The sequence below is a fragment of the Amycolatopsis sp. MtRt-6 genome, assembly GCF_017308975.1.
GTDB lineage: Bacteria > Actinomycetota > Actinomycetes > Mycobacteriales > Pseudonocardiaceae > Amycolatopsis.
Genome location: NZ_JADWPD010000008.1, coordinates 1 through 25963, shown reverse-complemented (window position 1 = coordinate 25963; position 25963 = coordinate 1). Strand labels below are relative to the sequence as shown.

General features: G+C 71.8%; 26 protein-coding genes. 15 read left to right on the top strand and 11 right to left on the bottom strand.

Annotated features, from left to right (window positions below):
• Nucleotides 1-213 precede the first annotated feature (213 nt).
• Complete coding sequence (locus tag I4Q55_RS15660) at nt 214-3477, top strand: family 78 glycoside hydrolase catalytic domain (protein ID WP_307793215.1); 3264 nt, start codon at nt 214-216, stop codon at nt 3475-3477.
• Here I4Q55_RS15660 and I4Q55_RS15655 read toward each other — a convergent pair.
• The 4 genes from I4Q55_RS15655 to I4Q55_RS15640 form a co-directional block, all read right to left on the bottom strand.
• Nucleotides 3453-4622, bottom strand: coding sequence for a hypothetical protein (locus tag I4Q55_RS15655; protein ID WP_206788535.1), 1170 nt, complete (start codon nt 4620-4622; stop codon nt 3453-3455). The two genes, I4Q55_RS15660 and I4Q55_RS15655, sit on opposite strands and share 25 nt — an antisense overlap.
• Before the next feature lie 110 nt (nt 4623-4732).
• The gene (locus I4Q55_RS49185; RefSeq protein WP_206788533.1) at nt 4733-5557 is read right to left on the bottom strand and encodes a carbohydrate ABC transporter permease; all 825 of its coding nucleotides are present in this window, start codon (nt 5555-5557) and stop codon (nt 4733-4735) included.
• On the bottom strand, nt 5554-6390 hold the full coding sequence (locus I4Q55_RS15645; RefSeq protein WP_206788531.1) for a carbohydrate ABC transporter permease: 837 nt from the start codon (nt 6388-6390) through the stop codon (nt 5554-5556). Before I4Q55_RS15645 ends, I4Q55_RS49185 begins: the two co-directional genes overlap by 4 nt.
• Before the next feature lie 173 nt (nt 6391-6563).
• Complete coding sequence (locus I4Q55_RS15640; RefSeq protein WP_206788529.1) at nt 6564-7925, bottom strand: ABC transporter substrate-binding protein; 1362 nt, start codon at nt 7923-7925, stop codon at nt 6564-6566.
• A gap of 134 nt (nt 7926-8059) precedes the next feature.
• On the opposite strand from I4Q55_RS15640, the gene I4Q55_RS15635 reads away from it, so the two are divergent.
• Both I4Q55_RS15635 and I4Q55_RS15630 read left to right on the top strand, forming a co-directional pair.
• Nucleotides 8060-9109 (top strand): LacI family DNA-binding transcriptional regulator, encoded by a 1050-nt coding sequence (locus tag I4Q55_RS15635; protein WP_206788527.1) that lies wholly within the window; start codon nt 8060-8062, stop codon nt 9107-9109.
• Nucleotides 9110-9132: 23 nt separating this feature from the next.
• The gene (locus I4Q55_RS15630; RefSeq protein WP_206788525.1) at nt 9133-10044 is read left to right on the top strand and encodes a glycoside hydrolase family 68 protein; all 912 of its coding nucleotides are present in this window, start codon (nt 9133-9135) and stop codon (nt 10042-10044) included.
• A 3-nt stretch (nt 10045-10047) separates the two neighbouring features.
• Here the strand turns inward: I4Q55_RS15630 and I4Q55_RS15625 are convergent, their stop codons facing one another.
• Complete coding sequence (locus I4Q55_RS15625) at nt 10048-10941, bottom strand: LacI family DNA-binding transcriptional regulator (RefSeq protein WP_206788523.1); 894 nt, start codon at nt 10939-10941, stop codon at nt 10048-10050.
• A 352-nt stretch (nt 10942-11293) separates the two neighbouring features.
• Nucleotides 11294-11776 carry an alpha/beta fold hydrolase gene (locus I4Q55_RS15620; protein WP_242546080.1) on the bottom strand — a complete coding sequence of 161 codons (483 nt, stop codon included), beginning with the start codon at nt 11774-11776 and terminating at the stop codon, nt 11294-11296.
• Nucleotides 11777-11919: 143 nt separating this feature from the next.
• Between I4Q55_RS15620 and I4Q55_RS49180 the strand changes: the two genes are divergently transcribed.
• The gene (locus tag I4Q55_RS49180; protein WP_242546079.1) at nt 11920-12978 is read left to right on the top strand and encodes a 4Fe-4S binding protein; all 1059 of its coding nucleotides are present in this window, start codon (nt 11920-11922) and stop codon (nt 12976-12978) included.
• Here the strand turns inward: I4Q55_RS49180 and I4Q55_RS15610 are convergent.
• The 3 genes from I4Q55_RS15610 to I4Q55_RS15600 all read right to left on the bottom strand — a co-directional run bounded on the left by I4Q55_RS15610 (nt 12950) and on the right by I4Q55_RS15600 (nt 14515).
• Nucleotides 12950-13534 (bottom strand): TetR/AcrR family transcriptional regulator, encoded by a 585-nt coding sequence (locus tag I4Q55_RS15610; protein ID WP_206788521.1) that lies wholly within the window; start codon nt 13532-13534, stop codon nt 12950-12952. The genes I4Q55_RS49180 and I4Q55_RS15610 overlap by 29 nt on opposite strands.
• A gap of 93 nt (nt 13535-13627) precedes the next feature.
• Complete coding sequence (locus I4Q55_RS15605) at nt 13628-14062, bottom strand: OsmC family peroxiredoxin (RefSeq protein WP_091308790.1); 435 nt, start codon at nt 14060-14062, stop codon at nt 13628-13630.
• 9 nt (nt 14063-14071) lie between these two features.
• A complete protein-coding gene (locus I4Q55_RS15600) occupies nt 14072-14515 on the bottom strand; it encodes a MarR family winged helix-turn-helix transcriptional regulator (protein WP_206788852.1) in 444 nt (147 codons plus the stop codon).
• Nucleotides 14516-14592: 77 nt separating this feature from the next.
• Between I4Q55_RS15600 and I4Q55_RS15595 the strand changes: the two genes are divergently transcribed.
• Complete coding sequence (locus I4Q55_RS15595) at nt 14593-15099, top strand: DinB family protein (protein ID WP_206788519.1); 507 nt, start codon at nt 14593-14595, stop codon at nt 15097-15099.
• On the opposite strand, the gene I4Q55_RS15590 is transcribed toward I4Q55_RS15595, so the two are convergent.
• Both I4Q55_RS15590 and I4Q55_RS15585 read right to left on the bottom strand, forming a co-directional pair.
• Nucleotides 15086-15847, bottom strand: a complete 762-nt coding sequence (locus I4Q55_RS15590; protein WP_206788517.1) for a DUF1295 domain-containing protein — start codon at nt 15845-15847, stop codon at nt 15086-15088. The genes I4Q55_RS15595 and I4Q55_RS15590 overlap by 14 nt on opposite strands.
• Nucleotides 15848-15849: 2 nt before the next feature.
• A complete protein-coding gene (locus tag I4Q55_RS15585) occupies nt 15850-17112 on the bottom strand; it encodes a cyclopropane-fatty-acyl-phospholipid synthase family protein (RefSeq protein WP_206788515.1) in 1263 nt (420 codons plus the stop codon).
• A gap of 82 nt (nt 17113-17194) precedes the next feature.
• On the opposite strand from I4Q55_RS15585, the gene I4Q55_RS15580 reads away from it, so the two are divergent.
• The 10 genes from I4Q55_RS15580 (at nt 17195) to I4Q55_RS15535 (ending at nt 25732) form a co-directional block, all read left to right on the top strand.
• Nucleotides 17195-18463: an NAD(P)/FAD-dependent oxidoreductase gene (locus I4Q55_RS15580; RefSeq protein WP_206788514.1), complete on the top strand. Its 1269-nt coding sequence runs from the start codon at nt 17195-17197 to the stop codon at nt 18461-18463.
• Entirely contained in the window at nt 18457-19191 is a 735-nt protein-coding gene (locus I4Q55_RS15575; protein ID WP_206788513.1) for a DUF1365 domain-containing protein, read from the top strand. The genes I4Q55_RS15580 and I4Q55_RS15575 overlap by 7 nt, the downstream gene beginning before the upstream one ends.
• Nucleotides 19184-19789: an ECF RNA polymerase sigma factor SigK gene (gene sigK, locus I4Q55_RS15570; protein WP_206788512.1), complete on the top strand. Its 606-nt coding sequence runs from the start codon at nt 19184-19186 to the stop codon at nt 19787-19789. Before I4Q55_RS15575 ends, sigK begins: the two co-directional genes overlap by 8 nt.
• An 11-nt stretch (nt 19790-19800) precedes the next feature.
• Nucleotides 19801-20556, top strand: coding sequence for an anti-sigma factor domain-containing protein (locus I4Q55_RS15565; protein ID WP_206788850.1), 756 nt, complete (start codon nt 19801-19803; stop codon nt 20554-20556).
• A 243-nt stretch (nt 20557-20799) separates the two neighbouring features.
• Nucleotides 20800-22110 carry a cell division protein FtsZ gene (ftsZ, locus tag I4Q55_RS15560; RefSeq protein WP_206788511.1) on the top strand — a complete coding sequence of 437 codons (1311 nt, stop codon included), beginning with the start codon at nt 20800-20802 and terminating at the stop codon, nt 22108-22110.
• Between the two features lie 214 nt (nt 22111-22324).
• Nucleotides 22325-23029, top strand: a complete 705-nt coding sequence (pgeF, locus tag I4Q55_RS15555; protein WP_206788510.1) for a peptidoglycan editing factor PgeF — start codon at nt 22325-22327, stop codon at nt 23027-23029.
• Nucleotides 23026-23736 carry a YggS family pyridoxal phosphate-dependent enzyme gene (locus I4Q55_RS15550; protein ID WP_206788509.1) on the top strand — a complete coding sequence of 237 codons (711 nt, stop codon included), beginning with the start codon at nt 23026-23028 and terminating at the stop codon, nt 23734-23736. The genes pgeF and I4Q55_RS15550 overlap by 4 nt, the downstream gene beginning before the upstream one ends.
• Before the next feature lie 97 nt (nt 23737-23833).
• Entirely contained in the window at nt 23834-24433 is a 600-nt protein-coding gene (locus tag I4Q55_RS15545; protein ID WP_206788508.1) for a cell division protein SepF, read from the top strand.
• A 116-nt stretch (nt 24434-24549) separates the two neighbouring features.
• On the top strand, nt 24550-24825 hold the full coding sequence (locus tag I4Q55_RS15540; RefSeq protein WP_013224824.1) for a YggT family protein: 276 nt from the start codon (nt 24550-24552) through the stop codon (nt 24823-24825).
• 52 nt (nt 24826-24877) lie between these two features.
• Entirely contained in the window at nt 24878-25732 is an 855-nt protein-coding gene (locus tag I4Q55_RS15535) for a DivIVA domain-containing protein (RefSeq protein WP_091308822.1), read from the top strand.
• Nucleotides 25733-25963 lie beyond the last annotated feature (231 nt).

Here is a 25963-nt window from a genome sequence, read left to right as displayed (position 1 = left end):
TCGTTCGCCGTTGCCGGAAGTCTTCACGGCAAGCCAAGTCGCGAAACTCCGTGCGGATGGCGCCGGCATGCCGGGCGAACCGGCCGGCCCGGGGCGTTCGACGGATTCACCGGCCCGGCCTGTGGCGGGGTGTTGACGTCCGTGACGGCGGTCACCTAATCTCACGGAAGTCTCCTCGGGTTGAATCGTTTCAATTCTCAGGTCGGAGTAGCCGTGGCCTTCAGGCAGCGCCGCACGAAAGCCCACCGTCCCGCAGCGACGCTGCCGGCCGTCATCCTGCTGGGACTCGCGTTCCTGCCGGGAACTTCCGCCGCCGCTCCGGGCGGCGGAACAGCGACCGTCGACGGGCTCACCACGAACGGCCGGGTCGACCCGCTGGGGATTCCCGGCGCCGCTCCCGTCTTCGGCTGGCAGATCTCCGCCGCCCGCCGAGCCGTGACGCAGACCGGCTACGAACTCGAGGTCGGGCGGTCGCCGCAGGCCGCCGGCGGGTGGCGCTCCGGCCGAGTCGCGTCGGCCCAGCAGGTCGATGTCGCCTACGGCGGCCCCGCGCTCGCCTCCGGTACGCGGTACTTCTGGCGGGTCCGGGTTTGGGACGACCGGGGCACGCCGAGCCGCTGGAGCGCGCCCGCCTGGTTCGAAACCGGGCTGCTCACCGCGGCCGACTGGGGTCCGGCGGCCTGGATCGGCAAGCCCGCTCCGGCCTACGACCAGTGGACCGGCTACACCGTCACGGAAACCTTCCGGCTGAACAACCTCGCCTTCGGGACCTTCCTGCGCGCGCGGGACCTCGGCAACGCCTTCATGTGGCAGATCAACGTCGGTGACTCCGCGACGTCGGTGCCGATGCTGCGGCCGCACCGCCGGGTCAACGGCGACTACGCCGTGCTGGCCGAAGTGGACCTGCGGCCGTTCGGGTTCACCCGGGCCGGCCTGCTGACCGGGACGCACACCGTGGCCTACACCGTCGAGGGCACCACGATCCGGACCACTTTGGACGGTGTCGTCGTCGACACGCGCACCGCGGCGGACCTCCCGAGCGGGCGGCCCGGCCTGCGCACCTACGGGACGGAGTCGGTGACCGTGCGGAAGTTCACCGTCACCAAGCCGGACGGCACCGTGCTGGCGGACCCCGAGTTCGCCGTGCCCAACCCGTTCACCGGCGGCAGCGTCGGCAACGGCGAACTGACCGTCACGGGGAACACCGACGCCCTGCTGGCCGGCCGTGACACCTACGGGCCGCTGCTGCGGACGTCGTTCGCGACCACGCCGGGCAAGCGCGTGGCGCAGGCGCGGGTCTACGCGTCGGCGCACGGCGTCTACCAGCTCACGCTCAACGGCCGCAAGGTCGGCGACCAGTACCTCGCGCCGGGCTACACCGAGTACGCCCGGCGCATCCAGTCCCAGACCTACGACGTCACCGGCCTCGTCCGGGCGGGCGCGAACGGGTTCGGCGCGGCACTGGGCGACGGGTGGTGGGCCGGGAAGATCGGCCTCGCCGGCAAGGGGCAGTACGGCACCGACCTGGCACTCGTCGCGCGGCTCAAGATCACCTACGCCGACGGCAGCGTGCAGTGGGTCGACACGACGCCGTCCTGGAAGTGGGCCACCGGCCCGTTCGCGGCCACCGACAACCAGCTCGGCGAGACCTACGACGCCCGGCTCGAGCAGCCGGGCTGGGCGGACGCCGGGTTCGACGACTCGGCGTGGGCGCCGGTCGTCGTGCGGCCTTCGGACACGGCCAAGCTGGCGCCGCAGCCGGACGAGCCGGTGCGGGAAACCCAGGTCCTCGCCACGAAAGCCGTGACGACGCCGGCGCCGGGGGTGACCGTCTACGACCTCGGCCAGAACATGGTCGGCGTGGCCCGGGTGAAGATCACCGGCAAGGCCGGCGACACGGTCCGGCTCCGGCACGCCGAGGTGCTCAACCCCGACGGCACGATGTACGTGGCGAACCTGCGGGCCGCGACCGCCACCGACTACTACCGGTTCGCGAAGGACAGCACGATCACCTACCAGCCGACGTTCACCCAGCACGGGTTCCGCTACGTCGAGGTCACCGGGCTCGCCACGCCGCCGCCCGCCGCCGACGTCCAGGGTGTCGTGTGGGGCTCGGACCTGCGCCGCACCGGAACCCTGGGCACGTCCGACGGCATGCTGAACCAGCTGCTGAGCAACGTCGCGTGGGGCGCGCGGGGCAACTTCCTCTCGATCCCGACCGACACCCCGGCGCGGGACGAGCGGCTCGGCTGGACCGGCGACATCAGCATCTTCGCGCCGACCGCGAGCTACCTGAGCGACATGCGGGCGTTCCTCGGGAAGTGGCTGACCGACGTCCGCGACGAGCAGAAGCCCACCGGGTCGATCCCGGCGGTCGTCCCGGCGACGAACGGGGCGTTCGACGAGAGCGGCGTCGGCTGGGAAGACGCGCTCATCACCGTGCCGTACGCCCTGTGGCACGCCTACTCCGACACCCGGGTGCTGCGCGACAACTACGACGCGATGAGCCGGTTCTTCGCCTACGCCCGGGCGAGCGCCGGGCCGGACAACCTGGAGACCGGGCGGCTGACGTTCTTCACCAACGACTGGCTGAACCTGGACGACCCGTCGGACCAGGGCGTGCTCGGGACCGCGATCTGGGCGCAGGACGTCCGGATGATGGCGGAAATGGCGGCGGCGGTCGGCCGGACCGCCGAAGCGGCGGAGTACTCCCGGCTCTATGAGGACGTCCGCGCCGCGTTCACCAAGGCCTACGTGGCCGCGGACGGGACGGTGCTGGGCGGCTCGCAGACCGGGTACGCGCTCGCCCTCGGCATGGAGCTGATCACCGATCCGGCGTTGCGGGCCAAGGCGGGGGAGAAGTACGTGGCGAAGCTCGCGCAGAGCGACAACCACCTCAAGACCGGGTTCATCGGGACGCCGTGGCTGCTGCCGGCGCTGACGAACATCGGCCGCGACGACCTCGCCTACACGCTGCTGTCCAAAAAGGACTACCCGTCGTGGGGCTACGAGATCGGCAAGGGCGCCACCACCGTCTGGGAGCGCTGGAACTCCATCCAGCCCGACGGCACCTTCGGGCCGGTGGACATGAACTCGTTCAACCACTACGCCTACGGCGCGGTCGCCGACTGGATGCACCAGAACATCGGCGGCATCCGGATCAAGGAAGCCGGCTACCGCAAGAGCGTGATCGAGCCGCGCGTCGGCGGCGGGCTCACCCACGCCGAAGGGGCCATCGACACCGTTTACGGGCGGCTGTCGAACGCGTGGGCTCTCACCGGTGACGGGCTGACGATGACCGTCACCGTGCCGGCCGGCACGACCGCCGAGGTGGTGATCCCGGCCGGGAACGTCACCGAGTCGGGCAAGCCGGTGCGGTGGGCGCCGGGCGTTTCGAGCGTGACGTACGATGCGGGGAAGAAGGCCACCGTCGTGGTCGTCGGGTCCGGGACCTACCGCTTCCGGGCGCCGAGGTAGAGGTCCCTGGCCACGAGGCTGACGGCCAGGTGGTCGGCGAGCGGGTCGAAGAAGGCGCTGCGGTACTTGGCGTCGGTCACCGTCGAGGCGGCGAAGTACAGGCCGGAGAACGCGGCGATGAACAGGGAGACCTGCAGCAGCTCTTCCGGCACCGGCAGCTGGATGCCGAAGAGCGTGCCGGAGGCCGGGTCGCGGCCGATCCACGTCTTGATCACCGAGTGCTGGATCGCGATGATCCCGAAGGCCACGAAGAAGACGAAGACGAGCGCAGCGAGCACGAGGGTCTGCAGCACCTGGGTCAGCACCAGGACGAGGACCATGTTCGCGCGTTCCAGCTTCGTGAGCGGGAGGCGTTCGGCGGGGACGCCGTCCGCGAGGAACGGCGCCAGCGGGGTTTCGCGCAGCTTGTCGAGGCCGACCGGGGCGGTGCGCGACTGGGTCAGCGTCGTGACCTCCGCCTTGAGCATCGCGAGCAGGAACACCACGGCGACCACGGCGAAGAGCCCGACGACCAGCCACATCCGCGGCCGCGGCAGCGCGGCGCCGACCTGCCAGATCTCGGTGGTGAAGAACCCGAAGACGGTGAACAGCAGGAGCAGGGGGAGTACCCGGCTGGTCAGTTCGCCCAGCAGCCGGATCTGGCGGAACGCGGCCCGCAGCGCCCAGCCGACGATCGAGCCGACCCCGACGAACGCGGCGGCGAACAGCCCGGCCAGGATCGCCGCCTGGATCACCAGGCCGAGTGGCACCGGGTCGTCTTCGAGCACCTGCTCGGCGACGGGCACGGCAACCACCAACACGGTCGCCATGACCGCCGCGGGCCCGGCCCCGCCGCGGTCGACCAGCTTGCGCCGCACCCACCGCGCGGTGAGCCAGGAGCCGAGGGCCGGGACGACGACCAGGCCCAGCAGCAGGCCGCCGTACCCGAGGGCGAACAGGTCGCTCTGCATCAGCCGGTCGAATTCCGCGTCTGTTTGGCCGTCCACCGCGGACAGCACGGAGGTCAGTACCTGCCAGGCGGCGATGAACACGACCGCCGGGGCGGTGCGGACCAGCAGGTGCGCGGGCCGCCCCCGCACGACGGCGGGCAGCCCTCGCCGCCGGAACCACTGCTCGACGGCTTCGACGCCGCGTTCGTCCGCCATCTTTCGCCTCCTGATCGGCGCGGCCGCCGCCGGGATGCTAGCGCGGCCCGGGGACAGGACGTCGAACCGGCCCAGGAGCCGGCCGCGCGCAACCCGGGCCGAGCCGCCGGTCAGCCCTTCAAGGAACCCGCCAGCAACGCCGACACGAAGCGCCGCTGGAAGATCAGGAAGACCACCAGCGTCGGCGTCAGGATCAGCAGCGAACCGGCGCACAGCAGCGGGATGTCGGTGCCCCACTGGCCCTGGAACGCCCCCAGCGCGCCGGCCATCGTGCGTTTCGTGGGTTCGTCCACCAGCACGATCGCGAGCAGGAACTGGTTCCAGGTCCACAGGAACAGCAGGATCGCCAGCGACGAGAGCGCGGGCTTCGCCAGCGGGACGTGGATGCGCCAGAACAGCTGCCAGGTGCTGACGCCGTCCACCCGGGCGCTCTCCGACAGCTCCTGCGGCATCGTCACGAAGTGGGCGCGCATCCAGTACACCGAAAACGGCATGTACAGGCCGATCAGCGGCAGGATGATCGCCCACCGGGTGTTGAGCAGGCCCATGTCCCGCACCTGGAAGTACAGCGGCGTGATGATGCCTTCGAACGGCAGCGTCAGGCCGAGGACGAAGACCAGGAACACCGCGCGGCCGCCGGGCATGCGCAGGTGCCCGGTGGCGAAGCCGGCCATCGTCGCGATCAGCAGCGAGACGGGGACGACGCCGAGCACGATGAGCACGCTCGACTTCAGGAACTCGCCCAGCCGCGCCACTTCGAACGCCCGGACGAAGTTGCCCCACTGCGGGTCGGCCGGCCAGTCCAGACCGGACGGATAGCTGCCCGCCGGGTGCAGGGCGGTGACGAAGAGGCTGACGAACGGCAGCAGGGTGACCGCCATCAGCACGATGAGCAGGACGCGGCCGGTGAGACCGGCCCGTGCGGTGCCCGTCACGGTTTCTCCTCCCGGGAGATGCGCTGGATCGGGAGCACGACCACGAGGACGACCACCATGAGCACGACGGCGAGCGCGGAGGCCAGCCCCACCTCGCGCTGCGAGAACGCGAGGTAGTAGATCTCCAGGCCCGGCACCATGGTGGCGTTCCCGGGGCCGCCCTGGGTCGAGACGTACACGATGTCGAAGCTCGCGAGCGCGGCGATCACCGTCACGGTCACGCAGACGCCGATCTCCTGGCGCAGGCTCGGCACCGTGATCGCGAAGAACTCGCGGACCACCCCGGCCCCGTCGATGCGGGCCGCCTCGTACAGTGCCGGGTCGATCTTGCTCATGCCGGACAGGAACAGCAGGATGCACAGGCCGAGCAGGACCCAGGCGCCGATCGCGCCCACCGCGGGCAGCGCGGTCGAGGAGCCGCCGAGCCACGCCGTCGTCACCTTGCCGAGGCCCAGCGCCGAGAACAGCTGGTTGACGACGCCGGTGGCCGACAGCAGCCACGTCCACGCGATGCCGGCGGCGACGAGCGGGATGACCTGCGGCAGGAACAGCACGGTCCGGGCGACGAGCGCGAGGCGGCTCGTCGCGATGCGGCGGATCGTCGCCGCGATCGCCAGGCCGAGCAGCACCGGGATCCCGCTGAAGAAGAGGATCAGCTCGAACGCGTGCAGGATCGACTCGTACAGCTCGGGATCGGTGAAGACCTTGCCGTAGTTGGCCAAGCCCGCCCAGCGGGACGCGCCGACGCCGTTCCAGTCGTAGAACGAGTACTGGACGGTGAGGACGATCGGCCGCAGCACGAACACGGCGTAGCAGATCAGGGCCGGGGCCACGAAGAGCCAGCCCGCCCAGCCCGCACGTCGTCGCCGGCGCGCAGGCGGCCTGCGCCCCAATGTGGCCTTGGTTGCGTTCAACGCACCGAAGGCCGCCTTGGGTGCGTTCAACGCACCGAAGGCCACATTGGGGCGCTCGTCCCGGACGGCAAGCGGTTTGTGACGCGCCATCCTCAGCTCCCGACCTGCTCGGCGTAGTCGCGCTGCACCGACTTGAGCAGCCCGTCCGGTGTCTGCTCGCCGGAAACCAGCTTCTGCAGCTGCGGCGTCCAGCTCTTGGCGTAGATGGCGCCGGTCGCGTTGGCGATGAAGTCCATGGCGGTCCCGTCCCGGTCGACCTGGGCGGCGGCTTCGAGCGTCCCCGCGGTCACCGTGCCCGCCGCGACCGGCGGCAGCGGCGCGTCCGCCGGGCCCATGGGGTGCGATCCACCGGTCTGCACGGCGACTTCCCGCGCCTTGGTGTTCGTCGCCACCCAGTTGAGGAAGAACGCCGCGCAGTCGGCGTGCGGTGCCTTGGCGCTGATCCCGACGGTGAGCGGCGCGGACATGGCCGCGGGCTTGGCGCCCGCCTGGGCCGGCGGCATCGGGAAGAACCCGGCGTTGCCGGCCATCAGCTTGTCCAGGTTGGCCGACTCCCAGTCGCCGTTGAAGCTGAACAGGCCTTGCCCGGCGGTGAAGCGGCTGACCATCTGCGCGTAGTCGACGGCGTTGACGTCCGGCGCGAAGTACCCGGCCTTGATCCACTGTTCGAGGTGTTGCGCGGCCTGCAGGTTCGACGGCGTGTCGATCGTGGCGCCGGGCTTCTGGTAGATCCAGTCGTTGATCGGCGCCGGCTGCCCCAGTGCCGCCATCAGGTTCTGCAGCGGGAACGCCAGTCCGCCGGTGGCGCCGCCGTTGAACTGCTGGATCGGCTGGATACCGGCGTTCTTCGCCCTCGCCATGGCTTCGTCGAGCTGCGCGAGCGTGGCCGGCGGGGTGGTCATCCCGATCCGGGCCGCGAGCTGCTTGTTGTAGAAGACGCCGGTCATGCTGAAGTTCAGGCCCATCGCGAACAGCGAGCCCTCGCCCCGCGGCCGCCCGCCGGGGCCCATCCGCAGCTGCGCGAGCTGGCCGGCGGGCCACTTGTCCCAGCCGAACCACTTCGCGTACCCGTCGAGGTTCTTCAGCAGGCCGTCCTTGACCAGCTCGGACACCTGCGGCAGGCGCATCAGGTCCGGCGGGTCGTCGGCGAGGACGCGGGGCGCGTTCTGGGTGATCACCGCGAACTGGTCTTCACGGACGTCCCACTTGACGTTCGGGAACTGCTTCGTGAACTCGTCGGTGAGCGCCTTGGCCATCGGGAAGCCGGTTTCGAAGTACCCGCGCATGGTGACCGGCGCGCTGCCGCACGTCGGCTCCGCGGTGACGGCCGCGGCCGTGGTGTCGCCCGGCCCCGCACTGCCGCCCGGCGCCGAACAGGACGCCGCCAGTGCGCCGGCCAGGGTGAGGGTCACGAGCGTGCCGAGGGGCCGGCTGTGGTGTGTTCGACGGGACAACATCGTCTCCTCCGTCGCGTGTGGATTCCCCGGTCGAGCTGGGGATTCGATCTTGCTAAACCGAGTTAGCATCGGTAGTCTCGGTGATCGGACAAGCCGGTGTCAAGGTTCGAGGGGAAGGCGGGGGTGCGACGGTGAGCCCACGACGGGTCACGCTGGCCGACGTCGCCAAGGCGGCGGGGGTGTCGCGGAGCACCGCATCCCTGGTGCTTTCGGGGCGCGGCGCCGAGCTGCGCATTTCCGACGAGGTGCAGGAACGCCTCAAGGCGGTGGCGGAAGAAATGGGCTACCGGCGGAACATCGTCTCCGCCGGGCTGCGCACCGGGCGCACGATGACCATCGGGTTCGTCTCCGACACGGTCGCCACCTCCCGGCTGGCGGGCGACATGATCAAGGGGGCGATCGAAGCCGCCCGCGACCGCGGTGTCCTGCTGTTCATCGGTGAGTCCGAAGGGGACAGCAAGCTCGAACACGCGTTGCTGGAAGGCCTGCACGACCGCCAGGTCGACGGGATCGTCTTCGCCTCGATGTACACCCGGCGCGTCACGGTGCCCGAGAACCTGCGGGCGACCTCCGCGGTGCTGCTCAACGCCGTGCCGAAGACGCCTTCGCCGCTGCCCGTGGTGGTCCCGGACGAGGTCGAGGCCGGCCGCGCGGCCGCGCGGGTGCTGCTGGAAGCCGGGCACCGCGACGGCATCCACCTGATCGGCGCCGGGCCGGGCGTCCGGAACGTGCCGCGGGACAGCGTCGCGGCCGTCGAGCGGCTCATCGGCATCCGCGAGGTCTTCGCCGAGGCCGGCGTCGAGATCGCGAGTGGCACCCGGACCGCCGACTGGCTGCCCGAATACGGCTTCGAAGCGACCAGCGCACTGCTCGCCCGCACCCGGCCGCGGGCCTTGATCTGCCTCAACGACCGGCTCGCCTTCGGGGCCTACCAGGCGCTGGACGACGCCTCGCTGCGCGTCCCGGACGACGTCTCGGTGGTCTCGTTCGACGACCACCCGCTTGCTTCGTGGATGCGGCCCCAGCTCACCACCGTCGCCCTGCCGTTCTACGAGCTCGGCCGCCGGGCGGTCGACGCGCTCTTCGCCGAAATCAACGGCGAAACCACCGGGGAGCCGCCGGTCCACCGCATCCCGATGCCGCTGCGCACCCGCGCGTCGGTCACGCGTCCGCGGTCCTGAACCCCCGACCTGGAGGTCACCCGATGTTGCGCCTGCCCGACCACTGGGTGTGGGACAGCTGGTACACGACGGACGACGACGGCCGGCACCACGCCTTCTTCCTGCGCGCCTCGCGGGCGTTGCTCGATCCCGAGCGGCGCCACCGGCGGGCGTCGATCGGGCACGCCGTTTCCCGCGACCTGCGGAACTGGGAGCTCGTCGCCGACGCCCTGGTCCCCGCCGACGGGCCGGCGTGGGACGACCTCGCGACCTGGACCGGGTCCGTCGTCCGCGGGCCGGACCGGCGCTGGTACCTGTTCTACACGGGGGTTCGCGACGACGGCGGCCACGCGGTGCAGCGGATCGGCCTCGCCATCTCGGACGACCTGCACACGTGGCACCGCTTCGGGGCGAAGCCCCTGGTCGAGCCCGATCCGGCCTGGTACGCCCACGACGACCGCGCGGACTGGGCCGGCGAAGCCTGGCGGGACCCGTGGGTGTTCCCCGCGCCCGGCGGGGACGGCTGGCACATGCTCGTCACCGCGCACGCGAAGGACGGCGGCGGCGTGATCGGCCACGCCTTCTCGGCCGACCTGCTGCACTGGGAAGCCCGGCCCCCGCTCACCCGGCCCGGCGGCTTCGGCCACCTCGAGGTGCCCCAGGTCGCCGTCGTCGACGGGCAGCCGCTGCTGCTCTTCTGCAGCAACCTGGGCGTCCGCGCGGCCGAGGCCGCGGTGTGGGCGGTGCCCGGCCCCGCGGTGACCGGCCCGTGGGACCTGTCGCTCGCCCGGCCCGTGTCGTGCCCCGGGCTGTACGCGCCCCGCCTGGTCCGCGACGCCGGGAACGCGTGGCACCTGATCGGGTTCGTGTCCGAACGCGACGGTGGGTTCGCCGGGGAGCTGTCCGATCCCTTCGCGGTCCGCTACACCCCTTCCGCGGGGCTGCAAGTGGTCTGAGCTTCACCGCGGGCGCGGCGGCGCGGTGCTGGCGCGGGCGGTCAGCTCCGGGACCAGCAGCCGGGTCTCCGGTGCGCTCTCGCCGTCCAGCCGGCGGATGACCGTTTCGACGGCCAGCGCGCCGATCTCCCGCGCCGGGATCGCCACGCAGGTCAGCTCCAGCAGGCTGTGCGTGGTCAGGCTTTCCGGGCAGACCGCGACGAGCGAGATGTCCTCGGGAACCCGCAGGCCCCGCCGGCGCAGGCCCGCCAGCACCGCGGGCAGCGCCGTTTCGTTGTGGACCACGAGACCGGTGACGTCCGGGTGGCGGGCGAAGAGCACGTCCAGGCCGCGGACCGCCTGCCGGTGGGTGTCGCCCCACGCCAGCGTCGTCGAGCGGACGCGCCGGCGGTTCGCTTCCGCCGTGAAGCCCCGCGCGAGCCGGGTCGCGGCGCTGCTGCCCCGCCGGTAGGTGGCCGGTGACGAGCCGATCAGGGCCACGTGCTCGTGCCCGAGGCTCGCGAGGTGGCCGAGGCACAGCGCGCCCGCCGCGGCGAAGTCGAGGTCCAGGCAGCCGAGCCCGCGCGGGCGGTCCGGCACGCCGATCAGCACGGCGGGCCTGCCCAGGCCGAGCAGCACCGGGACGCGGGGGTCGGCCGCTTCGACGTCCATCACCACGACACCGTCGGCGACGGACGACGACACCGCGCGGCGCAGCGCGGCCGGGCCCTCTTCGGCGGTGAGCAGGAGCAGGGCGTGTTCGCGGGCGCCGGCCGCGGCGATGGCGGCGGCCACGAACTCCCGCACGACGACGTCGTGGGCACCGGCGCGCAGGGGGACGACCAGGGCCAGGACGTTCGTCCGGTGGCCGGCCGCGGGCGGGGCCCCGGCGGGCCGGTGGTGAGCGCGCTTGCGCATGGCGTTCCCGACAGCCTCCCCCCAGGAGCCGGCGACTCGTCACGATCCGTCGAACCGCATCGACGACATCCGAACGTAGAACACCCTTCGGGGATAAGCAAGCAGATCCGAGCTGGTCCCAATGCATTCACTGGGAAAGGTGATGATCGAACCGATTCGATCGGTTCCGTTGTCGCGCAGGCCACTTCATCACTGCCCGGCGGTCCGCCGGCCGGGACCAGTCCCGCTCGCCGTAGACGAGGTGGATGGGCGCCTTGACTCCGGGGTAGCGCGACGAGGCTCGGCAGGTTCCGGGAGACGCCGCGGGCCACGACGGGGTAGCCGGGGCGGCGGCCCACCTGGAGGAGTTCGGTCAGGTAGTCCTCGCGCAGGCTGTCTTGTCGCCGAGCCCGCCCCGCAGGATCCTGCGCAGCGCGGCCTTCGGTTCGACTCCGGCGATGACGCGCCGGACCCGGTCCGGCAGGCCGGCCGCGGTGGTCAGGGCGAGCACTGCGCCCATGGACTCGCCGAGCAGTGTCACGTCCTCGAGGTCGAGCCCGGTGAGGAGCCGTTCGACGCCGGCGCGCATCGCGGGCTCGTCGTAGGACGCGCCGGGCACGATCTCGGAGTAGCCCATGCCCGGGAGGTCGAGGGCGTACCCGGTGAACCGGTCGGCGACCAGCGGGATGAGGGCGCGGAAGTGCTCGGCCTGGGTGCGCACGGTGTGCAGCAGCACCGGGGGAGTGCCGGAGCCCGCTTTCAGGTAGCGCAACGCGCCTTCGCGCCGGTCTCGGGCGGCGAGGGTGTGGCTGGTCGTGCCGGGCACGGGGATCGCGGGTCGTGCTGCGTCGGGCATCTCGCCGGCTTCCTGTGCGTCGGGCGACCGGAAACCGATCGGTTTCAGATCGTAAACCGATCGGTTTCCGGTGGCAAGAAGAGCTGCTAAGGTGGGGGAAACCGATCGGTTTACAGTGTGGCTGCAACGACCAGGGAGAGCGGATGACGGCCGGGAAAGACCCTGTGCTGCCGGCAAAGCTGGCAGCGCACCCTTCGGTGCGGGCCGTGCTCGCGCGGCGCCGGACGACCACGGGCCCGCCGCCGGTGCTCGACGCGGCCTGGCTGCGCGAGCTGTGCCTGGCGGCCGGCGCGGACGACGTCGCCGCGGTGAGCCTCGACCATCCCGATCTGGCCGGCGAGCGCGAGTACGTGCTGGGCGCGTTGCCCGGCACCCGCAGCCTGGTCGCGATGGCGTTCCGGATGAACCGCGACAACTGCCGTTCGCCGGCCCGCAGCGTCGCCAACCAGGAGTTCCACCAGACCGACGAGCAGGCCAACCACGCCGCCCGCGCCGTGGTCCAGGCCCTGCAGGACGCCGGCCACCACGCGATCAACCCCTCGGTCGGCTTCCCGCAGGAGATGGACCGGTTCGGCACGGACCGGATCTGGGTGGTGGCGCACAAGACGGTCGCGGTCGCGGCCGGGCTCGGGGTGATGGGCCTGCACCGCAACGTCATCCACCCGAAGTTCGGCAGTTTCGTGCTGCTGGCCACCGTGCTGGTGGACGCGGAGGTGAGCGAGTACGGGCAGGAGCTGGACTACAACCCCTGCATCGACTGCAAGCTGTGTGTCTCGGCCTGCCCGGTCGGGGCGATCGGCAAGGACGGGGCGTTCGACGGGCTGGCCTGCACCACGCACAACTACCGCGAGTTCATGAGCGGGTTCACCGACTGGGCGCAGACGGTGGCCGGCAGCGCGGACGCCGCGGACTACCGCACCCGGGTCACCGACGCCGAAAACGCCTCCCTGTGGCAGAGCCTGAGTTCGCCGCCGGGGTACAAGTCGGGGTACTGCCTGGCCGTTTGTCCCGCGGGCGAGGACGTCCTCGCCCCGTACCTGGAGGACCGCAAGGCGTTCCTGGACACGGTGCTGCGGCCGTTGCGGGAGAAGCGGGAGACGCTGTACGTCATGCCGGGCTCGCGGGCGGCGGAGTACGTCCGGAGCCGCTTCCCGCACAAGCCGGTCAAGGAGGTCACCGGCGGCTGGCGGCCGCCGGGGTGAGGCCTGCCGCGTCGAGCAGGACGGTGACGGTGGGGCCGACGAGCCCCTTGAGGTCGTCGACGCCGATCCCGGCCCGCGCGCTGGCGCCGTCGAAGACCACGAGGAGCTGCCGGGCCAGCAGGTCCGGATCGCCGGCGCCACCCCGTTCGGCTTCACGGCGGAAGAAGCCCAGCAGGTTGCGCTTGATCCGCCGCGCCACCTTGCTCGCGGGGTGCCGCGGGTCCTTGAGCTCGACCTGCGCGGCGAGGTACCGGCAGCCGTGGAACCCGGGCGCGCCGGCCTGGGTTTCGAGCTGCCCGAAGACGTGCATGATCCGCGCCCGCGCGTCGCGGCCGTCGTCGGCGGGCGGGAGCAGGGCGGCCACGAAGGCGGCCGCGCCTTCCTTGAGGCTGGCGGCCAGCAGGGCGTCCTTGTTTTCGAAGAGCTGGTAGAGGGACCGCTTCGAGACGCCCGCGGCCTTGCACAGCGCCTCGACCCCGATGCCGACCCCGTCGCGGTAGGTGAGCTCGGCGGCCGCGGCCAGCAGCCGGTCGCGTGGGGTGGTTCCGGTGGTCATCCTGCGAGGTTAGCCCGGTTGCGGCGGGAGGGAAACCGATCGGTTTCGAGGAAACGGCCCCCGCCGAAGCGAGGGCCGCCGCCGGGAACCGCCTCAGGCGAGAGCCGCGTCCATGGTGATCGTCGTGCCCGCCAGGGCCTTCGACACCGGGCACGTCTTCTCGGCCGTCTCCGCGTACTCCGCGAACTGCTCGGCCGTCACGCCCGGGATCGACGCCCGCAGGGTGATCGCGATGCCGCTGATCTCGAAGCCGCCGCCCTTCGCCGGGCCCAGCGTCACCTCCGCGCTCACGTCGATCGAGTCCGCGGTGAGCTGGTGGGACTCGAGTACGCCCGACAGGTTCATCGCCAGGCAGGACGAGTGCGCCGCCGCGATGAGCTCCTCCGGGCTCGTCTGGCCGTCCGGGTTGCCCGCCCGGGTCGGGAACGAGACCGCGAACGTGCCCGCGTTGGACGAGTCCAGCGTGACCTCGCCCTTCCCGCTGTTCAGTCCGCCGACCCAGTGGGTGGTGGCGTCACGGCTGGGCATAAAGCCTCCTCAGTGCTCGGATGAATAAGCGGCGGCCGACGCCGTCAGCTGCCGCAGGGTCTTGATCAGTTCCCGGCGCGAAGTGTCGTCGAGACCCAGCGCGCAGCCGATCGCCGAGGGGACGCCGGCGGCGCGCGTGCGCACCGCCCGGCCCTGCTCGGTCAGGCTGACCACCACCGTGCGTTCGTCCGCGGGCAGTCGTGTCCGCGTCACCAGCCCGTTGGCCTCGAGTCGCTTGAGCAGCGGGGAAAGCGTGCCGTAGTCCAGGTGCAGCGCCTCGCCGATCTCCTTGACCGGCCGGGCGTCGGACTCCCACAGCACCAGCAGCACGAGGTACTGCGGGTAGGTGAGATCCAGCTCGCCGAGCAGTGGCCGGTACGCGTCCGTCACGGCTCGCGACGCCGCGTACAGCGCGAAGCAGGCTTGCTCGTCAAGAAGGAACTCGTCCGGCACGGTCACGAACCTAGTGCACGATTACATCGTGCGCAAGGTATTAGAAACTGTCGGACCCGTCTGGCACAGTTCCGATCATGACCGAACGACCGAAGCGCCCCGAGGTGCCGCTCACCGGCGGCGAACGCGAAATCCTCACCGGCCTGCTCGACTACCACCGGGCCACCGTCGCGTGGAAGGCCGGCGGGCTCACCGAAGACCAGGCCCGGCAAAAGCACCTGCCCAGCGAGCTGACGACCGTCGCCGGTCTCGTCGCCCACCTCACGCTCAACGAGTGGTTCTGGTTCGGCGTGGTCGTCGACGGCGAGGAGGACACCTGGGAGGAGAAGCTCGAGCAGGACCCGGACGCGGAGTTCCGGGTCCCACCCGGGACCACCGTGGAAGACCTCCTCGCGGACTACGAGAAGCAGTGCGCCCGCAGCCGCGAAATCGTGGCCGAGCGCAGCCTCGACGACCAGGTCACGCACAAGGACGAGACCTTCAACGTCCGCTGGGTCGTCACGCACATGATCGAGGAGACCGCGCGCCACGTCGGCCACCTCGACGTCCTGCGGGAGCTGACCGACGGCCTCACCGGGGAGTGACGCGCCTGGGCGGCAACGGGAAGAAGCCGCTGGTCCGCTCGACGTAGTGCGCGTACGCCGGGCGGGTGCGGGCCATTCCTTTCTCCAGCAACGGTTTCCCCGTGCCGCGGGCCAGGGTGAACGTCATCGCCACGGGGGAGAGGATCGTCGCCGCGCCCGGCCACGTCGAACACGCCAGGAGGTACAGGCCCCACCACACGCACGCGTCGCCGAAGTAGTTCGGGTGCCGGGTGTAGCGCCACAGCCCGGTGTCCAGCACGCGGCCGCGGTTGGCCGGATCGGCCTTGAAACGGCGCAGCTGGTCGTCGCCGATCGTCTCGAACGCGAAGCCGGCCAGCCACACCGCCACGCCGAGCCAGCCGAGCACGCCGATCCCGGTGCCGTCCATCGCGAACTGCACCGGCAGCGACACGAAGTACAGCACCACGGCCTGGAAGAGGTACACGCGCACGAACATCTTCGCCTGCCCGTGCCCCATCCGCGCGTACCGCGGGTCCTCCGGCAGCTTGTGGTTGCGCAGGTGCAGGTGCACCGACAGCCGCACACCCCAGACGACGGTCAGGAGCACCACCACGAGCCGCAGGGAGAGCGGGCCGTCGCCGAGCGGGAAGGCGGCGATCGCGACGAGCGCGAAGCCGAGTCCCCAGAACGTGTCGATCGTGTCGTAGCGCCGGCGCGCCCGCGCGATCGCGAAGGTCACGGCCACCGCCGCGAGCGTGACGGCGGCCGTGACGAGCAGCTGCGGCATCGTCACCACTCCCGGGTCGCGGGCATGCCGCTGGTGCCGCCGGGGTGCGGCCGCACGGCCAGGATCTGGTCCACGCCCATCCGGTTCTCCTCGAACGCCAGCGCCCCGCCCACCAGGTACAGGCGCCAGACCCGCGCGCCCGTCTCGCCGATGAGCGCGACGACGTCGGCCCAGTTGTCCTCCAGGGTGGCGGCCCAGGCCCGGACCGTCCACACGTAGTGCTCGCGCAGCGCGTGCACGTCCCGGACCTCCAGCCCGGCCGTCTCCAGGTGGCCGATCGTCCGGCCGACCGGGCGCATCGTCATGTCCGGCGCGATGTACCGCTCGATGAACGCGCCACCACCGGGGGCGACGTGCCCGCGGGACATCTGCTGGAGCAGCACGCGGCCGCCCGGCTTCACCATGCGGTGCAGCGTCGCCGCGTACGCCGGGTAGTTGACCTCGCCGACGTGCTCGCCCATCTCGATCGACGCGACCGCGTCGAACGGCGCGTCCGGCAGCTCCCGGTAGTCCTGCCGCCGGACCTCGACGCGGCCGGCCAGGTCGTGCTGGGCGAGCCGGCCGCGGACGTGCTGCAGCTGCTCGGCCGAGAGCGTGATGCCGACGGCCTCGACGCCGTGGTGCTTCGCGGCGTGGACGAGCAGCGAGCCCCAGCCGCAGCCGACGTCCAGCAGCCGCATGCCCGGCCGCAGCCCCAGCTTGCGGCAGATCAGCTCCAGCTTGTCGTGCTGCGCCTGTTCGAGGCTCCGCGACTCCGAGGTGAAGTACGCGCTGGAGTAGGCCATCGACTCGTCCAGCAGCAGCTGGTAGAAGGCGTTGCCCAGGTCGTAGTGGTGGGCGATGGCGGAGCGGTCGCGCCGCAGGCTGTGCAGCCGCCCCGACAGCCGCGCCTCCTCGGCGGGCGGCTTCGGCGGCAGCCCGGCGACGCCGAGCCGGGCGGCCAGCCGGACGGCTTCGGCCCACTCACGCGGCCCCAGCTCGACCCGGGCGAGCTCACCCGAGCGGGTCAGTGCCCAGATCCGGCGGAAGCCGTCCGCCAGGTCTCCTTCGACGTCGAGGTCGCCGGTGACGTAGGCGCGGGCGAGCCCCAGCTCACCGGGCGCGTAGAGCAGGCGGCGCAGGGCACGGCGGTTGCGGAGCACGACGGTCGGCGCGTCCGCCGGGCCGGCGCGGGTCCCGTCCCAGGTCCGCAGGCCCACGGGGAGCGGGCCGCCGAGGAGCTTTTCGGCGAAGGAAGCGAGGTGGTGCGCGGTGGTGTGCGGCATGCCCGGGATTCGCGCCGCCCACCCCGGTGGATTGGTCGCCCGGTCCGGCAATCCGGCCGGGCCGCGGTCCCGAAGGACCGGTGTGGAGATCACGGGAGAACGCATCGGCGTCATCGGCAGCGGGGTGGCCGGGCTGACCGCCGCATACCTGCTGCAACGCAAGTACGAGGTGCTGCTGTTCGAGGCCGACGACCGCCTGGGCGGGCACGCGCACACGCACGACGTGCCGAGCACCCACGGCGGCACCGTCGGCGTGGACTCCGGCTTCATCGTCCACAACGAGCGCACCTACCCGACCCTGCTGAAGCTCTTCGGCGAGCTCGGGGTGCGCACCCGCGACACCGAGATGTCGATGAGCATCCGCTGCGACGGCTGCGGCCTGCAGTACGCCGGCGCCAAGGGCCTGGCCGGGCTGTTCGCGCAGCGCGGCAACGCCGTCCGCGGCCGGTACCTGCGGATGCTGGCCGAGGTGAAGCGGTTCCACCGGCACGCGAAGCGCCTGCTGGCCGCGCAGGACGCCGGCGACGTCACGCTCGGCGCGTTCCTCGCCATCGGCGGCTACACCCGCTACTTCGTCGACCACTTCATGCTGCCGCTGGTGTCCACGGTGTGGTCGGCCGACCGCGCCGACACCCTGCGGTACCCGGCCCGGTACCTCTTCGAGTTCCTCCGCAACCACGGCATGCTCTCGGTGAAGGACTCGCCGGCCTGGCGGACCGTCGTGGGCGGCTCCCGCGAGTACGTCGAGCTCGCGGCGAAGCAGCTGACGGCGGTGCACCTCTCGACGCCGGTGCGGTCGGTGCTGCGGACCGCGCGCGGCGTCGAGATCCGCGACGACGCCGACACCCCGCACCGGGTGGACAAGGTCGTCGTCGCCACGCACGCCGACCAGGCGCTGGCCCTGCTGGCCAACCCGACCGCCGCCGAGCGCGCGGTGCTCGGTGCGTTCCGGTACTCCGGGAACGAGGCCTGGCTGCACACCGACACGAGCGTGCTGCCCTCGCTGCCCGGCGCCCGGGCCGGCTGGAACTACCGCGCGCCAGCCTGCGGCGCCCCGACCGGCGCGGTGCAGGTCAGCTACGACATGAACCGCCTGATGCGGCTCGACGAGCCGGCCGGCTACGTCGTCACGCTCAACCCCGGCGACGGCCCCGGGCCGGAGCACGTCGTCGCGCGGACGCGGTACGAGCACCCCGTCTACACGCCGGAATCCGTTGCCGCGCAACGCCGGCTGGCCGGGCTCAACGACGGCGTGCTCGCCTTCGCGGGCGCCTACCACGGCTGGGGCTTCCACGAGGACGGCTGCGCCTCGGGCGCCCGCGCCGCGGAAAGCCTGGGGGTGACGTGGTGACGAACGCGCTCTACGACGCCACGGTCGCGCACGTGCGGCGGATCGAACCGCGGTACGCCTTCACCCACCGCGTGTACCTGTGGCGGGTGGACCTGGACGACCTCCCGCGGCTGCCGTGGTGGCTGCGGCCTTTCGCCCGCTTCGACCGCCGAGACCACTTCGCCGCCACGGATCCGCGCGGGATCCGGGAAAAGCTGGACGCCTGGCTCGCCGAGCGCGGGGTCGACCTGCGCGGCGGCCGGGTCGTGATGCTGGCCGCCGCGCGCGTGCTCGGGTACGTGTTCAACCCGATCAGCGTCTACTGGTGCCACGACGCGGGCGGCCGCCTGGCGTGCGTCGTGGCCGAGGTGCACAACACCTACGGCGGCCGCCACGCCTACCTGCTGCACCCCGGTGAGGCCGGACTGGCCCGCGCGGCCAAGGAGTTCTACGTCTCGCCGTTCCAGGAGATGGACGGCGAATACCGGATGCGGCTGCCCCGCCCGGAAGCACTGCTCGACCTCACGGTCGCGTTGCGGCGCGGGACGGCCACGCCGCTGGTCGCTACGCTGCGGGGAGTTCGCCGCCCGGTGAACCCGCGGTGGCTGGCCCGGCTGGTCCTGGCCCGGCCGCTGCTCCCGCAACGGGTGTCCGCGCTGATCCGCCGCCACGGTGTCACGCTGTGGCTGCGCAAGGCCGCGGTCGTGCCGCGCACCCCGCAGAACGCCGGAGGACAGCTGCATGGATGAGCCGGCCCGCCCGCGCCGGATGGCGCCGGTGCCCTCCGAAATCCCGGCCGGCCCCACCGCCGAGGAACTGATGGTCCGCGTCGCCAAGGGCGACGAGCGCGCCTTCGAGCTGCTCTACGACCAGTTCGCCGGGCCGATCTACGGCCTGGTCCGGCGGATCGTGCGCGACGCGGCCCAGTCCGAGGAGGTCGCCCAGGAAGTGCTCGTCGAGCTGTGGCGCACCGCGACCCGCTACGCGCCGGACAAGGGCTCGGCGCTGAACTGGGCGATGACGCTGGCGCACCGCCGCGCCGTCGACCGCGTCCGCTCGGCCCGCGCGAGCACCGAACGCGAGCAGAAGGCGAACTTCGAAGCCGCCCGCGGCCGCCCGTTCGACGAGGTCGCCGAGTCCGTCACCGCCCGGCTCGAACGCTCCCAGGTGCGCCGGTGCCTGTCCTTCCTGACCGACCTGCAGCGCGAATCGGTGCTGCTCGCCTACTACCAGGGCTATACGTATCGCGAGGTGGCCGAAGTGCTGTCGACGCCGCAGGGCACGATCAAGACGCGGCTGCGGGACGGGCTGATCCGCCTGCGGGACTGTCTGGGGGTGACCGCTTGAGCACACCGGAGATGCACACCCTCGCCGGCGCCTTCGCGCTCGACGCCGTCAACGACGTCGAGCGCGCGGAGTTCGCCCGCCACCTGGAGCAGTGCGACTCGTGCGCCCAGGAGGTCGCCGAGCTGCGCGCGACCGCGGCCCGGCTGGGCGCGGCGATGGCCGAGGAGCCGCCGCCGTACTTCAAGGACCGCGTCATGGCCGCCATGCACGCCACCCGGCAGCTGCCGCCGCGGACCCGGCCCGGCTCACCCGACCGGCACCGCCCCTCGGCGCGCGCGCCGCGCTGGGCCGTGATCGTGTCGGCCGCGGCCGCCGTCGTCGGCCTCGCCGCGGGCGGGGTGTTCGGCGGGATCGCGCTGACCCAGCGGCAGGAGCTGCAGGCCGCGCAGAGCCGGCTCGACCAGGCGAAACAGCAGTTCGCGCCGGTCGCGGCGCTGCTCGCGGCCCCGGACGCGAAGACCGCGCACGGCGAAGCGCCCACCGGCGGCGGCGTCACGGTCGTCCTGTCGCGGTCGCTGAACCGGGTGATGGTGATGGACGCGGGCCTGCCGGCGCAGCCGGGCGGGAAGGTCTACGAAGCCTGGCTGATCACCGGCGCGGGCGCGCCGCGCTCGGCCGGGGTGATCGCGGCCGCGGACCAGGGCGGCCTGGTCGTCGCGGACGGCGTCGGCAGTGCCGACAAGGTCGCGGTGAGCGTGGAACCGCCCGGCGGATCGGCCACCGGAGCGCCGTCGGAAGTCCTCATGAGCATGCCCGTGCCGGCCTGATCCGGCGGCCATACCAGATCGGGCTCCGGCGGCGCTCGCGGCCCGTCGCTCTTGCGCGCTCGAACGTGTTGTGGCAAAACACCTTTGCGACACACGGCGTGCCTACTGGATTAGAGCCTGCCTGGTGCCTACCGTCCTGCCTAACGTCGGCGGTTGACATAACTCTCGATCTGGGGTTGAGGTTGAGGGTTTGATCACCGGCGGCGGGCTGTACGGGCACAACGATCAGGAAGGCGGACTTCGATGACGCCCCCGCACAACTACCTTGCGGTGATCAAGGTGGTCGGCATCGGCGGTGGCGGCGTGAACGCCGTGAACCGCATGATCGAGGTCGGCCTCAAGGGTGTCGAGTTCATCGCGGTGAACACCGACGCGCAGGCACTGCTCATGTCCGACGCCGACGTCAAGCTGGACATCGGCCGCGAGCTGACCCGTGGCCTCGGCGCGGGCGCCGCCCCCGAGGTCGGCCAGAAGGCCGCCGAAGACCACCGCGAAGAGATCGAAGAGGTCATCAAGGGCGCCGACATGGTGTTCGTGACCGCGGGCGAGGGCGGCGGCACGGGGACCGGCGGTGCGCCGGTCGTCGCGCAGATCGCCCGCAAGCTGGGCGCGCTGACCATCGGCGTCGTGACCCGCCCGTTCACCTTCGAGGGCAAGCGGCGCGGCAAGCAGGCCGAAGAGGGCATCCAGGCGCTGCGCAACGAGTGCGACACGCTCATCGTGATCCCGAACGACCGGCTGCTGCAGCTCGGCGACATCGGCGTCTCGCTGATGGACGCGTTCCGCTCGGCGGACGAGGTGCTGCTCTCCGGTGTCCAGGGCATCACCGACCTGATCACCACGCCGGGCCTGATCAACCTCGACTTCGCCGACGTCAAGAGCGTCATGTCCGGCGCGGGCTCCGCGCTGATGGGCATCGGCTCCGCGCGCGGCGAGGGCCGGGCCATCCAGGCCGCGGAGAAGGCGATCAACTCGCCGCTGCTGGAGGCGTCGATGGACGGCGCCCACGGCGCGCTGCTGTCCATCGCGGGCGGCTCCGACCTGGGCCTGTTCGAGATCAACGAGGCCGCGTCGCTGGTGCAGGAGTCCGCGCACCCGGACGCCAACATCATCTTCGGCACGATCATCGACGACTCCCTCGGCGACGAGGTCCGCGTCACGGTGATCGCGGCCGGGTTCGACGCCGGCGCGCCGACCCACAAGAAGCTGGACCCGTCGACGTTCGGCTCCGGCTCCCGGTCGTCGTCAGGGGCGACAGCGTCTGCTGTGGCCGGCCAGGTCTCGAACCCGCCGACGCCGCCGTCGGGCGCCACTCCGGTGCCGTCCGCGGGCAGCTCCGGCTACCCGGTGGCGCCGCCGCGCACGCACTCGTCACTGCCGCCGGCCGGCGGCAACCAGCCGCCCGGCGGGCTCCCGCAGCCCGGCGGCGGTTCGCGCGGCTACTCGCCGCTCGGCTCCAACGCCACCCAGGGCAGCCTGCCCGGGCGCGCGATGCCGGTGCACGACGACCCGTCGGACGACGAGGTCGACGTCCCGCCGTTCATGCGGCGCTAGCCACCAGCCCCTGAAGGCCATCACCCGCGAACTAGAGTCGTGGGTGGTGGCCTTCGGCAATTCCGGCCCGGCTCACCTTGTTGACCAGCGGCCAGCGCCCCAAGGTGGCCTTCGGTGCGTTGAACGCACCGAAGGCCACCTTGGGTGCGTTGAGCGCAACCAAGGCCACATTGGGGCGCACGGGGCCGGGCTTCAGCGACTTTCAGGAGGATTCGTGCGGGTTCGGCGAGTGGTCACGACCAGGGCGGGCGGCGCGTCACGGCCGCCGTACGACAGCTTCAACCTGGGCGACCACGTCGGCGACGACGAGGGCAACGTCTACGCCAACCGCAAGCGCCTGGCCGCCGAGCTGGGCCTGGCCGAGGACAAGCTGGCCTGGATGGAGCAGGTCCACGGCCGCACGGCGACCGTCGTCGACGGGTCGGAGACCCGCGCCGCGGAGGCGACCGACGCCCTGGTGACGGCGACGCCCGGGGTCGCGCTCGTGGTGCTGGTCGCCGACTGCGTCCCGATCCTGCTGGCCGACGCCGAGGCCGGGGTGGTCTCGGCGGTGCACGCGGGCCGGGTGGGCACGCGCGTCGGCGTCGTCCCGGCGGCGGTCGAGGCCATGCGGGAAGTGGGCGCCGAACCGCACCGCATCGAGGCGCTGCTCGGCCCGGCCATCTGCGGCGACTGCTACGAGGTCCCCGCCGAAATGGCCGCCGACGTGGAGAAACACGTCCCCGGGAGCGCGTGCAAGACCCGCAAGGGGACGCCCGGGCTCGACCTGCGCGCCGGGCTCTGGCGGCAGCTCGCCGACCTGGGCATCGGCAAGATCGGCGTCGACCCGCGGTGCACGAACGAGGACAGGACGCTGTTCAGCTTCCGCCGAGACGGGACCACCGGGCGGATCGCGGGCATCACCTGGATCGAGGCATGACCGGGCGCAAGGCCGAGCTGGCCGAGAACCTGCGCGAGGTGGAGGAGCGGATCGCCGCCGCGTGCCGGGCCGCCGGGCGGGCGCGGGACGAGGTCAAGCTGATCGCGATCACGAAGACGTTCCCCGCGTCCGACGTCGCGCTGCTGGGCGAGCTCGGCGTCACCGACGTCGGCGAGAACCGCGACCAGGAGGCCGGCCCGAAAGCCGCCGAAGTCCCCGAGCTGCGGTGGCACATGGTCGGCCGGCTCCAGCGCAACAAGGCACGTTCCGTGGTCGGGTGGGCACACGAAGTGCAGTCCGTCGATTCCGCGCGGCTCGCCGACGCGCTCGCGAAGGCGGTGCGTGCGGCTCGCGACGCCCAGATACGTGACGAACCCCTCGACGTGCTGATCCAGGCCAGCCTCGACGACGATCCCGCGCGCGGCGGCTGCCCGCTCGGCGAGCTGGACGCGCTGGCCGGCCGCATCGCGCAGACCGGGGAGCTGCGGCTTCGCGGCCTGATGGCCGTCGCGCCGCTGGGTGCCGACCCGGCCGCCGCCTTCGAGCGGCTGGCCCGTGCCGCCGAACGGCTCCGCAAAGATCACCCGAATGCCGCAGACGTGTCGGCCGGGATGAGCCATGATCTCGAACAGGCGATCACGCACGGCTCGACCTGTGTGCGTGTCGGAACCGCGTTGCTCGGTGGGCGCGGTTTAGCCTCGCCGTAGGGAGCTCGCGCGGTCGTCACGTTTCGTGTCCGCCCGCGCGGGGCACTGACGGCGTGGAGAACAGTCAGTGCGGGAGCGGCTAGGGCTAGGGAGAGGCATGAGCGCGCTGCAGAAGCTGAAGGCCTACTTCGGGATGGTGCCCGCTGACGACGACGGCTACGACGACGGAGACGACTATCGGCGCGGTTACGACGACGACTACGACTCCTACGAGGAGCCGGCCCCGCGGTCGTCGCGTTCACGGTACCGCGACGTCGACGACACGTACGACGAGCCCGTCAGCCGCAGCCGGTCACGCTCCGTGTCCGGTTCCGAGCCTGCCGTTCACGGGGCACTGGCCGTCGACCGGCAGCCGGAGCCGGTGGCGCGGCTGCGCCCGGTCGTCGAGCCGGTCGTGCGCCAGCCGGTGCGCGACCCGTTGAGCCGCATCACCACGCTGCACCCGACCAGTTACGCGGAGGCGCGGGCGATCGGGGAGCACTACCGCGAGGGCATCCCGGTGATCATGAACCTCACCGAGATGGAGAACGCGGACGCGAAGCGGCTCGTCGACTTCGCCGCCGGGCTGGCGTTCGCGCTCAGAGGGTCGATGGACAAGGTCACCAACAAGGTGTTCCTTCTCTCACCGCCCGATGTGGACGTCACGGCGGAAGACCGTCGGCGGATTGCCGAGGGCGGATTGTTTTTGCGGGGCTGAAGTCGCCCGTACCGCTGAGCGCAAGCAGACGTGACTTTGCCGACCCGATCCGGGCTCGGCCCCCCTCAACTGCGTCTTCGGAGAGGACGCCCGGTTAGAGTAGGTACGTGGAAGCTGTGTGGCTGGTCGTCTGGTACGTGCTGTTCGCCTTCTGGCTGCTGCTGACGGCGCGGATCGTGGTCGAACTCGTCCGGACCTTCGCGCGTGAGTGGCATCCGGCCGGAGGGGTTGCGGTCACGCTCGAGACCATCTACACAGTGACGGACCCGCCGGTCCGGTTGTTCAGACGGATCATTCCGATGGTTCGGATCGGCGGCGTCGGACTGGACTTGTCGATTATGGTGCTGCTGTTGGTTGTGTTCTTCGCGATGCAACTGGCGACTCCAAGTTGATCGGGGAGACTTGGGTGGACCCTGCAGGCCATGGAGTGCGTGAGGTGATCTGATGTCGTTGACCCCCGCTGACGTGCATAACGTCGCGTTCAGCAAGCCGCCCATTGGCAAACGGGGCTACAACGAGGACGAGGTGGACGCGTTCCTCGACCTGGTGGAGACCGAGCTGGCCCGGTTGATCGAGGACAACAACGAGCTGCGCCAGCAGATGGAACAACTCGACGCGGAGCTCGAGTCGACCCGCAGCGAGCTGGAGAACGCCAAGGCGAACGTCGGCGCGCCCCCGATGCGCGAAGAGCCGTCGCGGCGCCTGGCGCCGGTGCCGCCGCCGCAGTCGGCCATGGAGCAGACGCAGGCGCACTCGATGGTCGGCGACAGCACCGAGCCGAACGTGCAGGCCGCCAAGGTCCTGGGCCTGGCCCAGGAGATGGCCGACCGGCTCACCGCCGAGGCGAAGACCGAGTCCGACGGGATGCTGGCCGAGGCCCGCACCAAGTCCGAGCAGCTGCTTTCGGACGCCCGGGCGAAGTCCGACTCGATGGTCAACGAGGCCCGCACCCGCGTCGACACGATGCTGAACGACGCGCGGACCCGTGCCGAGACGCTGGAGCGCCAGGCGCGTGACAAGGCGACGACGCTGGAGCGCGAGTCGCAGCGGAAGTACACCGAGACGATGAACAGCCTGAACTCCGAGAAGAGCGGGCTGGGCAAGAAGATCGAAGAGCTGCGCACGATCGAGCGGGAGTACCGCACGAGGCTGCGCGGGTTCCTCGAGTCCCAGCTGCGCGAACTCGACGACCGCGGCTCCGCGGCCCCGGCGTCGGCGTCGTCGAACTCCGGGCAGTCGTCCGGCTCGTCGAGCGGCGGCCAGGGCTACTCGTTCGGCCCGCGGGCCGAAGCCGGCTGAGTTTCCTTCCGGCCGTGGGGGGGGGGGCGCCCGGGGGGGGGGGGGGGGGGGGGGGGGGGGGGGGGGGCGGGCCGGGGGGGGGGGGGGGGGGGGGGTGGGTGGGGGGGGGGGGGGGGGGGGGGGGGGGGGTGGGGGGGTCTTTCGGGTGGGGCTTGGACGGCTGTTGGGTGGGGTCTCTCGGAAGCGCTTCGCTGGCTCAAGGTGACGTGGGTGTGGGCCCGTAGCCGTTGG